We start from the raw sequence: 12132 nt of genomic DNA on the forward strand, positions 1-12132 counted from the left end.
GAATGATTACAACCAATTATTTAATCATAGGTTCTGGTGTTGCAGGTTTGACCTTTGCCCTAAAAATGGCCACCCGTTTTCCTGAGAGAACCATTACTATCATTACCAAAGCAAACGCAGACGAATCCAATACCAAATACGCACAAGGAGGCATTGCCATTGTTACTGATAAAACCGAAGATTCGTACCAAAAACACATTGAAGACACTCTGATTTGCGGGGATGGATTATGTGATGAAACCGTGGTTAAAATGGTTGTTACCGAAGGTCCCAAACGATTGAAAGAACTCATCGAATGGGGTGCTCAGTTTGATAAAAACGCTAAAGGAACTTTTGATTTAGGCAAAGAAGGAGGTCATTCAGAGAACAGAGTGGTGCATCACAAAGACCAAACGGGTCATGAAATACAGCGCGCCATTTTGGAACAGGTAATGCAAAAAGAAAACATTACTGTTCTGGATCATCATTTTGCATTGGAATTGATTACACAAGACCATCGTTGCATAGGCGCATATGCTTTGGACGAAAAAACAAATGAGGTAATCACCTATCAATCTGATTTTACTTTATTAGCGACTGGCGGAATTGGTCATCTATACGGACATACCACCAACCCTATTATAGCTACTGGAGACGGAATTGCAATGGCGTATCGTGCCAATGCCGTTATTCAGGACATGGAATTCATACAATTTCACCCAACAGCTTTATTCGATAACTCCAGCGGTTCCAAATTTTTAATATCCGAAGCTGTCCGCGGTTTTGGTGCCCGTTTGAGAACCAAAAAAGGAGACTTATTTATGCATCTTTATGACCCGAGAGCCGATCTTGCCTCTAGAGACATTGTTTCCCAAAGTATCGATTTGGAACTCAAAAAATCGGGTGATGAATGTGTGTATTTAGATTGTACGCATTTGGATATGGAAGGATTCAAAAACCATTTTCCAATGATTTACAAACATTGCAAAAAAGTAGGAATAGACCCTGAAAAAGAATGGATTCCCGTTGTTCCTGCCCAACATTATTTGTGTGGCGGAATAGTGGTTGATATTAACGGAAAAACATCGATAGAAAATTTATTTGCCTGTGGCGAATGTTCCAGAACAGGCCTTCACGGCGCCAACAGACTGGCTTCAAATTCTTTATTGGAAGCTTTGGTCTACTCTGATAAAATTTACCACTATTTGGCCGAAAATCCTTTTATTGAGCCAAAAAAAGCCAACGTTATCCCAAAATGGTCTATCCAATCAAAAACAAAAATAGCTTCAGAATATATCGCAAAGACAAAAGCAAAATTGCAACTATTAATGCGCCAAAATGCGGGAATTGTACGTTTTGATTCGGATTTATTGAAAGCCAAAGAAGCACTCAAAAACCTGCAAAACGAAATCGATGAAAAAATTCAAAATCATCTCGTTTGCACTGATTTATACGAACTTAACAATATGATTGATATTGGCAATCTTATCGTTCAGCAATCCATTGACCGTAATGGAAATTGTGGTGGATTTGTAAAGTATGAATCGAAGGATATAAAACAATAAAACGTTTAAAAATAAATTTTAAAAGTCCCTTGACAGCAATGTTGAGGGACTTTTTAGTTTTTAATTTACCAGACCGTAACAAATAGTAAAAGAATATCTATCAACTATTACAAAACTATGTATTATAAATAATTTTGAAGTTGACTGAAATCAGAGATTTTAGGCGTTGCAAAGTAATCCTTAAATGCGTTTAATTTGTCATAAACTATAGCATCAATTCCTAGTTCTTTCGCAGCTGCAATTTCCGATTCAGGATCATCGCCAATTACCAATACTTCGGAAACATCATAATTAAAATCATGCAGAATGCTTTCGAATATTTTTTTCTTGGTATCATTGGTCATTACGGTATCCACAATATATATTTCTTTGAAGTCGTTTTCTATCCCAAGCTGTCTCACCTTACTGTTTTGCAATTTTGGGAAACCCGAAGTAACCAAAAATTTATCGCATGCTATTTTATTCACTTCATTATAATCTGGAAATGGCTCAATAGGTTCATTATAAGTAAGATTAACCAATAATTGCAAAGATTCGTTATACAGTAATTGACTCATACTATACTGTTTAGCAACAACACTAAAAGGTTTTCTATTGATGTCTGTTTTAATATCTTCCAAATTTCCTTCAAACTCGTTACCATTGATTTCAAGGAGATAATAGAGATCTGCAAAGAGTTTATCACCAATAGACGTAGTAGAAAACAGTGTATTATCCAAGTCAAGTATTAAAGCCTTTTTCATCTTTTTGATGGGTTGAGTTTAATTTTAAATTAATCAAGAATGTTAAATCATTCACTATTTTATTTACCATTTTTTAAGTCCTAGAAGTTTTTCGCCAAGTTCTGAAAGTTCAGCAACTGGCTGTTTGCTTTCGCGTTTCAAAGGATCTCCTGGAAAGGCGTAACCTTCGGGCACGTGCTTGTTTTTCCATGCATTTATTCTCCATTCACGCATTTCCACATTATCTTCATCAGCGGGTATCATAGCAATATACTGAGCGATACGAACTGAATTCTTACTGTTATTTGGTCTAATACCATGTGGCTGTGAGCTATTGAAAATTAAGAGGTCGCCAGCATTCATTTTTACTTTTACCATTTCAAAACCTGTTGTATCGGGTTTGAAATGATCACGATCTTCTGGTTGTGACAATTTCCAGGTATCATACGTCCTAAAAAGTTCAGGAATACATTGAAAACCACCCATATTTTCATCATTTTGATCTGCCAATGCCAATACACCCTGAACATTTTGCGGTTTGGTTTCCGGATCATAATCCCAATGGATAAAACCTTTGTATTCATGACCTGGGCGAATAGGAAAGTTAAGGTTGGCACGATCAATAGTAACCCACAATTTTTCAGTACCCCAGATATCTGCAAAAGCCTGATGCACTTTTGGAAATTGACGATTGTCCCACAAATACTGATGATTGTATATCTCCACCATCCCAGTGTTATTGAGTTCTGACATTTTCATAGAAAGCGTTGGCTTGTACCAAGTTTCAGGATCGTTTGCCTTTTTCCCCTCATATTCCCATAGATAATCAGCCAGTTTTTCTGCTTGTTCCCTTGGTACTGCATTTTTCACTACCACATAGCCATTATGAGTCCAAAAATCCCATTCTTCCTCGGTCAAAACGCGCAATTTTTCGCCATTAGAACGATTGCTTAATTTTACTTTACTACTGGTTGCAACGGATGGATTTCCTGGAATCTCTTTATGTGCTTCATTCAAACCGTTGTTCATTGTCATTGTTTTCATTTTTTCATTATTTAAAGTTGGTTTAGCAAAGTTCAGTGTAATATCGGTAGTGAATAAATTCTAAAATGATCAATTTACGCTCTATATTGACATTTTTGATTAATTTTATATCCAATAACCGTTAACTGAAAGCTATAATGAAAATAAAGAAAGAAGAAATCACGATTCAACCCGGAAAATCATTCCGTATTTTCACACCTAGTTTACGAAATTACTTCTTCTGGCATTATCATCCTGAATTTGAATTGGTTTACGTAGAAGCTATTGCAGGTATTCGCCATGTTGGCAAAAACATTTCAAGTTTCGTAGAAAGTGACCTCGTATTAATAGGTTCCAATGTTCCCCATCTTAATTTCGACTATGGATTGCAAACAGAGTACAAACAAATAGTAGTACAGTTCAAAGAAGACTTTTTGCCTAATCTGATTGTACCTACAGCCGAGTTCGGTGATATTCGTGCTCTTTTTGATAAGGCTTATTTAGGTCTGTCTTTTTATGGAAAAACAAAAGAGCAAGTGGTAGCTAAACTCAAAGAAATACAATCTAAGGATAATTTCAATTCTTTACTGGAGCTTTTTGAAATATTAAATATAATGGCTCGATCTTCCGAAGTCCATCAGTTGAATACCGAAGACACGAGAATAAAGATGTTCATGAATGATAAAATCAGAATGGGAACTATATACGATTACATTCATGAGAATTATGACAAAAAACCCGATGTTAATGATATTGCTTCAATAGTACATTTAAGTACTGCTGCTTTTTGTCGTTATTTCAAAAATCAGACGAATATGACATTTACAGAATTCGTAAATCATTACCGAATTACCCAAGCCAAAACTTTACTTTTAAAAGATCATAATGTGTCAGAAGTAGGATATGCCGTTGGATTTGAAAGTATGTCTTACTTTAATAAACTTTTTAAATCATTGGTTGGAGAAACTCCTTCGTCTTTCAAAAAAACAATACTTTTTACAACGAATTAGGCAATACTTACAGAAAAAACAGGTTTATAAAACAAAAAAACTCAGAAATATTTATAATTCAGAACTTTTTTGTTTTATACTGGTTGAAAATTTACTTATAGCAAATTACTTTGCACCACTAAGTTTCTTTTCATCTTCAGTTCTTGGCTTACCGGTAGCATTCGGCTGACCTTTTCCAGTCGTGATCAGGTTCATTAAACTTTGCTGAATGTATTGCGTCCATGCATTACTGCAAATATCATAACATTCAAATTCTGGAACTAATCCATGATGTGTAACACGGATTTCTGTTTTATTGTCTTTTTCAGAAATTTCAAAACTCATTTTGGTTCCTGTCCATTCGCTTCTATCTTTAGTAAACTTAAAATAGTTATACTTCACAAACCAAACCACTTTTTGGTTGGGAATTACTTCTGTCAATTTGATTTGGCAATAATGAACATCTTCATAATGGTATGTAAATTCATCGTTGAGTTTTGCGGTATCGCCTTCGATTTCTTCAGACCACCATCCGCGGACATTCGTGATGGCGTTGAATACCTCTTCGGGAGTTTGGTCTACAATTAACGTCGTGGTAAAATCTGATGCTTCCATTAGTGTATGATTAAAATTCAGAATGCCAAATATACCACTAATTACCAATTAGTTAATAACAAGAACAGAACATCTTAACCTAACTATTCATCATAGTTTTTCTTTTCTTCCATTTCGTCTTTTATTCTTTTATTGACATCTACTTTTGCTCCGCGCAATACATAAATTGAAATTTCGGGCTCTCTCGCAAATTTGTTAATTCTTTTTCCTGCCAAATAAACGGTGTCAAATAACGGAATCTCGGTTTTTCTTTCTTTGTCTTCATCGTCATCCTCTTTTACTAAAATAACATCCTTAATTTTCATACCCAAAGGAAGCCAATTGATGTAGTCTGCATTAAAGGAATGGGCGACGACTTTTTTGTTCGTCGTATAATAATTGATAGCTCCAGCCTGCCCATAATTGTCACAAAGAATTAAGGTATGTTCCAAATCCGGCAGCGTTCCTGCAACCGAATCCACTTTTATAGCTAATTCTTTCCACCCGAGCATATCGGCAAAGTCTTGTGGCAATAAATGATCCTTGCCATCTTCCCAATGAAGTAATCCAAATTTTTGATACTTTTTAGCATGATTCACTATGTATTCGGGGCTTTTATTTGGAAAAAAAGCATTGTACATCGGAATAAAAAGCAGTATTGGCAATATGATTAAAACAGGTTGCAAATACCTTTTCCAACCTTCTTTTAATTGGTTTCCCAAATAAACAGAACCAAAGGCAATATAAATAGGATACAATCCAATGGCATAATAATCTTTGGCTTTTAAATACATGAAAACCGCAAGCGTAAAAACAATGCTCCAAAAAAACAGTCTGTATTTTCGGAACGGTTTGTACAGCAACAGGGCCAGCCATCCAGAAACAATAACAATAAAAGAACCAATAAAAAAGAGCAATTGTGATTTTAAAAATTCCAATCGATCAACGTACACCAATTGTGTATCGGCTAATTCTTTTAAATGATGAATCACGGGAAAACCGTTTCTGTATTGCCACAAAAGATTTGGAGCAATCAACAGCAAGCCCAAAACAAGCGCGACATATAATTTTGGCTGAGCGAAGATTTTACGCTCTTCCGTCAATAAAAGGGCAGGAATCAATCCAATAATCAAAAACCCAATATTATATTTATTCAGGAAACCAAAAGCAAATACGATTGCCCCAATGAAGAGCCATTTGGTATTTTCGGAATTGATGTATTTGATTAAGATGAAATAAAAAGTTGTCCAACACAACACATCAAAAGAATTGGGCTGATACAAAGTATTCAGCCTTAAAAGCGCCGAAAAAAATACGCAGGTTGCGCCCAAAATCAAAGCAAACAAACTCCCTTTCAATTCTTCGATTGTTTTCCAAACCACAACAATGGTCAACGCTCCAAACAAAGCTGGAAAAAATTTAATCCAAAAAACGGAATTCCCCAAAAGATAAATAAGATAGGAAATCCAAGAAGTAAATGGTGGTACCGATAAATACCCCCAAGCCAAATGATGCGCTTGATCAAGGTGCAGATATTCATCTCGCTGTAAGTCGTAATCGGAGCTTATTAAGGAATATTGCAATACGAATTTCAGTATGATGAATCCGAGTAGTAGTACAGTTTTTTTGTTCATTAGTGGCTATTAGTTACTTTCTATAATTTGCTTTAATGCAGCTAAAACTGGATTTCCTTCATTGCTTTCTTTTTCTTCCACAGCTCCAGGGCGGTTGTCTTCTTTTATAATTTCGAGCTGAACAGCGTTTTCCGATTCCGAAATAATGTAGCTCATTATAAAATAGTTTTCTTCTATGTCTTCAAGGTCGGGTCTAGGAAAAAACAAACTGTATTTTATCAGTTCGTTTGGAATAATTTTCAGTATTTTGCCCCATTGTTCAAAAATTTTGCTGTCCCACTCCACCCGAAACCTGATTTCGCTTCCCACTTTCCAATCTGTTAAAACATCGCTTCCGTATTGCCATTTTTTGACCAATTCCGGTTTGGTCAGAGCGTCCCAAACTTTCTGTTTGGTTGCATTGATCAGTATTGTTGATTTACTTGTTATCATTTCAGCTTGATTTAATTGGGTTTCCGTATTCTATTGATTTTCATCAATTAGAACGTAAATATAACAGAAATAAACTTACAATGAAGATTAGTTTGGAAAAGACAATATTGAGGGTAAACAATGCTTGTACAGAAATGATTTTCAATAAGTTTAAAATAATTATTGATTAAAAAAAAACGTCTCATTTCTCCCAAATATCTTGTAAACTGCGTGAAGGATAGAAGCTAGCTACCGAAGTAGCGCGGATAGCCTGACCGCCGATAGGAAAAAGGGCAATGACGGCAACGAAACTAGCCCTTTTTTCTAGCGGTGGTCACGCCCTAAATAATACCTGCATTTTTTATTTGCACAAAGATCCTTGGATGATGCCTCTTTTCTCGATTGTGGAGTCGATGTAATGCTGGATTTCAGTCTTTTTGAGTCCCCAATTTGGAGTGATGAGCAAATCCCAATCGGAGATCCCGAAGAGGCGCTGAATGACGATGTCGGGTCGTAGGAGCGGGATGAGTTCGCAAAGCAAATCAGTGTATTGTTCTAAAGTGAAGAGCGGGAACGGGTTTCGCTTGTAGTGTACACCCATAATCGAGCCTTCGACAATGTGCAGATGATGGAATTTTATGAATTTTATTTGAGGAAAGCGGTTGATTTCATTGATGTAATTGAGCATCATTTCGCGGGTTTCCCAAGGGAATCCAAAAACGGTGTGAACGCACAAATCGATGGGACTGTCCGTTAATAATTCCACGGCGGTTATGAATTCGGCGTGTGTACAGCCTCGGTTTATTTTCTCTAAGGTTGCGTCATACATCGATTCCATTCCCATTTCGAGATCGACATCGAAACGGTCGCAGTAGCTTTCGAGCAAGGCCACTTTTTCGGCATCAATACAGTCGGGACGCGTCCCAACCGAAAACCCAACGACTTCCTCAGGATTGAAAGACAAGGCTCGTTCATAGATGTTTTTGAGATAATCGACACTGGCGTAAGTATTGGTATTGGGCTGAAAATAGACAATGAATTGGTCGGCTTTGTATGATTTTTTGGCACGCTCCATACCTTGCAGTAACTGCTCTTCGATGGTAGGTGCTTTTCTGGAAATATCGGGCGTGAATGAATCGACATTGCAATAGGTACAACCTCCGTACCCCTTTAGTCCGTCCCGGTTAGGACAGCTAAAATTACCATCGACAATTACTTTGAAAACTTTCTTTCCGTTATATTTTTTTCGGAGATGGGTGCCATAATTGTTGTACCCTTTTTTGCTGGATTGTGCTTCTGCCTTCATTTTGCAAAGGTATTCACCACTATATGGTACCAACAATGACTTTTATCAGGGATTTTAAAATGGGTTGTTGTTAAATGAAAGCTTTGTTACGCAAAGAATCACAAAGGACACACAAAGAATCACAAAGGTTCTGCAAAAAAACAATACTCTTCGCGAGTCTTCGTGAAATAATTTTCTAATACTTTAGCCCCCAATCTTAATCATGCTTCGATTTTGAGAAAAAAGAAGCGGATTTTGGAATTTAGTATCATCGTCCATTCCGCCACGCATGGCGAATTTGGATTTTATGTTTTGAAAAATAAGCGGTTCGATTGAATCTCCTGCACGCAAGGTATCGAGCAAAGATGTTTCTGCATTAGAAAACAGACAGTTTTTTAACTTTCCGTCCGCAGTCAAACGGATACGGTTACAGGTACTGCAAAACGGATTGGTCACCGAACTGATTACCGAAAAACTGCCCTGATAACCATCTATTTTATGGTTTTTAGAAGTATCATTCGGTTTGTCTTGGGTGCGTTCTACTTTTTGTTCCGTATAAAAAGCATTGGCTTGCGAAAGGATTTCAGCATAACTGACCAATTTCTCTTTGTTCCATTGATTGCCGTCAAAAGGCATAAACTCAATAAACCGAATCTGAATGTTTCGATCTTTGGTCATTTCTATAAAATCAATAATTTCGTTATCATTAAAACCTTTGATAACGACTACATTCAGTTTTACTTTGAAATTATTTGACTCAAGCAAATCGAGGTTTTCAATCAGTTTCTCAAAATAATTACGGCGAGTAATTTGGTTGAACTTATCTTTTTTCAAACTGTCGATACTTACATTCAATGTCGTAATTCCAGCTTCTTTAAACGTATTTATGAATTCGTGAACCAGGATTCCGTTGGTTGTTAAGGTCAGCTCAACGCCCAATTTTCCTAATTGTTCAATAATGTTTTTAGCATCTTTTCGTACCAAAGGCTCACCACCGGTTAATCGGATTTTGTTTACGCCGAGTTTTACGAAAGTCTTCGCAATGGTAACAATTTCCTCCGCAGTCATCAGATGCGCCCTTGGTGTAAGCGCAATCCCCTCGGCTGGCATACAATACGTGCATCTCAAATTACAATGTTCCGTAATCGAAATGCGGAGGTAATTGTGCGCTCTGCCGTGGTTATCCTGCATCGGATTGATTTTATTTTCCATGGTTAAAACCATTTAATATTTTGAATAAATGCAATATGGACGGAAATACGGCATCCATCGATTCGCTGGCACCCGCTGTGGAACCTGGCAACGCCATAATCAAGGTATCGCCTTTAAAACCGACTACGGATCTAGACAACATTGCATAAGGCGTTCTGTCCTGTCCGTAAGAGCGAATGGCTTCCTCAATTCCCGGAATGCGTCGGTCGAGCATCGGGATTATGGCTTCGGGAGTGACATCGCGATTAGACAAACCTGTTCCGCCGGTGAGAATAATCAAGTCTTTATTAGCTGAACACAAATTATTTATAGTTTCTTGGATATCGGAAACCTCATCTGGAATTACTGAATAACTCGAAACACTTAAACCAAGATTCTTAATTTTTTCCGAAATTACTTTTCCGGCACGGTCTTCTTTTTTTCCGCAAGCCACACTGTCCGAACAAACGATTACCGCTACCGATAAATCCAATTCTTCCTTAACTCCATAATCGGATTTACCTCCTTTTTTATGAAGCAGTTTTATGGTCGAAATTTCGACTTGCTTGTCGATGGGTTTTAGCATATCGTACATTGTCAAAGCCACTATCGAAGCGCCGTGCATGGCTTCGACCTCAACCCCTGTACGGTAAATCGCTTTTACGGTTACTTTTATCATCACCGAATCTTCGAGCAATTCATATTCAATTCCGGTGAATTCAATCGGCATTGGATGACAATCCGGAATCGAATTCGAAGTGTTTTTTACCGCAAACAAACCGGCGGTTCGTGCGACTTCCAATACATCGCCTTTTGGAACTGTTTTGTTCAAGATGGCCTGCATCGTTGCTGACGAACCTACTTTTACGATTGCTTGGGCTGTAGCCGTGCGTTGTGTTATTATTTTATGAGTGATATCTACCATTTATTTAGTGACAAGTGATTAGCATTATATATTATTAATTTGGGCGTGTCCCTACGGGTCGGGCTTTCGGCTTTATCTCTCCATTTCACTACGAGGATACCGCCTCTATCCCTCACGCAAATTCACGTTTTCAAATCTCCTTCTCGTACCTCTTACAGCCTTCTGCTTTCTAAATTCTGTTTTCTGCCTTCTTCTTTTTTTTAAGTATTCTTCTTCCAAGTGTAGCTTTCGTCTTCAAAAATTTCTTTTCCGAAAATGGCTGTCTTTTCTTTTATTTCTTCGACCAAAAATTCCAAAGCTTCATACACCACTTTTCGTCTTGGCGCAGAAACAAAAACAAACAGGCATATTTCTCCCGTTTTTACCGTTCCTAGGCTGTGGTAAATATGCAAACAAGAAAGCTCATATTTGGAAAAAGCCGCTTCCCGAATTTCGTAGAAGGTTTGCTCTGCCATTTCCTCGTAGGCAGTATATTCAATGGCGGTAACTGTTTTTCCTTCAATCACATCGGCGCGAACCTGGCCCAGAAAAATATTGTGGGCACCAATCGTAGTTTTGCTTTGGTGTTTGGCAATTGAATTTCCTATGAACTCTGATGTTATTTGCCCCTGAATAAAGGAACTTTTCTTTGGTTTATCTGTTGACATGCTAATTATTGTATATTTTTTTATTTTTTAAAATTGACATTGCTATTAAATCTGATTTTTCAAAGAATCAATTCCTTTTCCCAAATGAAAAACACCAACAAAACCTGATTTTATTAAATAATTCAAAGCGGCCTGACTACGTTGTCCTGTTTGACAAAACAAAACGATTTCCTGATTTTTGTCCAATTTTTTGCTGTATTCTTCTAATTCGCCCAAAGGAATCCGAACAACACTATCTCCTTTAAAAGCGGGTGTTTCGTCCAATTCCCGAACGTCAATAACAACAATTCCTAATTGATTACATTTTTCAAAAAAAGATTCTGGACTTAAATCTGTTTCTGTTTTTTTAGTATTTAAAAGCAGTGTTCCGTTTATGATTCCTTTTTCAATCATTTTCGGATTTTTTGAGAAATTGATAGTTTGCGTTTGAAAATGCAAAGCATCATAAATCAATAATTTCCCGGACAATATTTCGCCAATTTCGAGTATTATTTTGAGCACTTCTGTTGCCTGTAATGTTCCAATAGTGTTGGGTAAAATTCCCAAAACCCCTGAATCAGTGCAATTAGGAGCCGCATTCAATCCTTCCTGCTCCGGAAACAAACAACGATAACTCGGTCCATTTTTATAATTGAATACCGAAACCTGACCTTCAAACTTATGGATTGAGGCATACACCATCGGAATTCTTTTGGCGACAGCAATATCATTAATCAGGTAACGAACGGCAATCGCATCGGTACAATCGACTATGATTTGGTAATCATCTACAATTCGAACCGCATTATTGGCTGTGAAAAACTCTGAAAAAGCATTAACAGTAATCTCAGGATTAAGTTCCAAAATTACTTTTCTCGCAGTTTCGGCTTTACTGTTGCCACAATCTTTTAATGTGTATAATAATTGTCTGTGCAAATTGGTTTCATCCACCACGTCTCCATCAACAATTCCGATATTCCCCACTCCTGCCGCGGCCAAATTTTGCAAAACGGGGCAGCCCAAACCACCCGCACCAATTACCAAGACACGAGCGTCCTGCAATTTTTGCTGACCTATTTCTCCTATTTCCGGGAGAATTATTTGTCTGGAATATCTCATATTGTTTAAAAGTTTAAGAGTTTAAAAGTTTAAGAGTTTAAGGATTGAACCTTTAAACTTTTTCTTAAA

The 12132-nt window shown here is 37.2% G+C and carries 12 protein-coding genes; 2 read left to right on the forward strand and 10 right to left on the reverse strand.

Going from position 1 to position 12132, the window contains the following annotated elements; all coding sequences use genetic code 11:
• Positions 1 to 2: 2 nt before the first annotated feature.
• Positions 3 to 1544: an L-aspartate oxidase gene (gene nadB / locus DOS84_RS16880; RefSeq protein WP_111411278.1), complete on the forward strand. Its 1542-nt coding sequence runs from the start codon at positions 3 to 5 to the stop codon at positions 1542 to 1544.
• 122 nt (positions 1545 to 1666) lie between these two features.
• On the opposite strand, the gene DOS84_RS16885 is transcribed toward nadB, so the two are convergent.
• Positions 1667 to 2287, reverse strand: coding sequence for an HAD family hydrolase (locus tag DOS84_RS16885; protein ID WP_111411279.1), 621 nt, complete (start codon positions 2285 to 2287; stop codon positions 1667 to 1669).
• 63 nt (positions 2288 to 2350) lie between these two features.
• Positions 2351 to 3310 carry a phytanoyl-CoA dioxygenase family protein gene (locus tag DOS84_RS16890; protein WP_111411280.1) on the reverse strand — a complete coding sequence of 320 codons (960 nt, stop codon included), beginning with the start codon at positions 3308 to 3310 and terminating at the stop codon, positions 2351 to 2353.
• A 137-nt stretch (positions 3311 to 3447) separates the two neighbouring features.
• Here DOS84_RS16890 and DOS84_RS16895 point away from each other — a divergent pair, with 137 nt between their 5' ends.
• Complete coding sequence (locus DOS84_RS16895) at positions 3448 to 4299, forward strand: AraC family transcriptional regulator (RefSeq protein ID WP_111411281.1); 852 nt, start codon at positions 3448 to 3450, stop codon at positions 4297 to 4299.
• Positions 4300 to 4404: 105 nt separating this feature from the next.
• Here DOS84_RS16895 and DOS84_RS16900 read toward each other — a convergent pair whose 3' ends face one another.
• The 8 genes from DOS84_RS16900 to DOS84_RS16935 form a co-directional block, all read right to left on the reverse strand.
• Complete coding sequence (locus tag DOS84_RS16900; protein WP_111411282.1) at positions 4405 to 4893, reverse strand: SRPBCC family protein; 489 nt, start codon at positions 4891 to 4893, stop codon at positions 4405 to 4407.
• An 83-nt stretch (positions 4894 to 4976) separates the two neighbouring features.
• A complete protein-coding gene (locus DOS84_RS16905) occupies positions 4977 to 6506 on the reverse strand; it encodes a glycosyltransferase family 39 protein (RefSeq protein ID WP_111411283.1) in 1530 nt (509 codons plus the stop codon).
• 9 nt (positions 6507 to 6515) lie between these two features.
• Complete coding sequence (locus DOS84_RS16910) at positions 6516 to 6938, reverse strand: SRPBCC family protein (RefSeq protein ID WP_111411284.1); 423 nt, start codon at positions 6936 to 6938, stop codon at positions 6516 to 6518.
• A 340-nt stretch (positions 6939 to 7278) separates the two neighbouring features.
• Complete coding sequence (gene mnmL / locus DOS84_RS16915; protein WP_111411285.1) at positions 7279 to 8223, reverse strand: tRNA modification radical SAM protein MnmL/YtqA; 945 nt, start codon at positions 8221 to 8223, stop codon at positions 7279 to 7281.
• Positions 8224 to 8406: 183 nt separating this feature from the next.
• Positions 8407 to 9414: a GTP 3',8-cyclase MoaA gene (gene moaA, locus DOS84_RS16920; protein WP_111411335.1), complete on the reverse strand. Its 1008-nt coding sequence runs from the start codon at positions 9412 to 9414 to the stop codon at positions 8407 to 8409.
• Positions 9404 to 10318, reverse strand: a complete 915-nt coding sequence (moaCB, locus tag DOS84_RS16925) for a bifunctional molybdenum cofactor biosynthesis protein MoaC/MoaB (protein WP_111411286.1) — start codon at positions 10316 to 10318, stop codon at positions 9404 to 9406. The genes moaA and moaCB overlap by 11 nt, the downstream gene beginning before the upstream one ends.
• Positions 10319 to 10518: 200 nt before the next feature.
• Entirely contained in the window at positions 10519 to 10965 is a 447-nt protein-coding gene (locus tag DOS84_RS16930) for a molybdenum cofactor biosynthesis protein MoaE (protein ID WP_111411287.1), read from the reverse strand.
• Between the two features lie 45 nt (positions 10966 to 11010).
• Positions 11011 to 12063 (reverse strand): ThiF family adenylyltransferase, encoded by a 1053-nt coding sequence (locus tag DOS84_RS16935; protein ID WP_111411288.1) that lies wholly within the window; start codon positions 12061 to 12063, stop codon positions 11011 to 11013.
• Between the last annotated feature and the right edge of the window lie 69 nt (positions 12064 to 12132).

Source organism: Flavobacterium aquariorum, from assembly GCF_003254745.1.
Taxonomy (GTDB): Bacteria; Bacteroidota; Bacteroidia; order Flavobacteriales; family Flavobacteriaceae; genus Flavobacterium; species Flavobacterium aquariorum.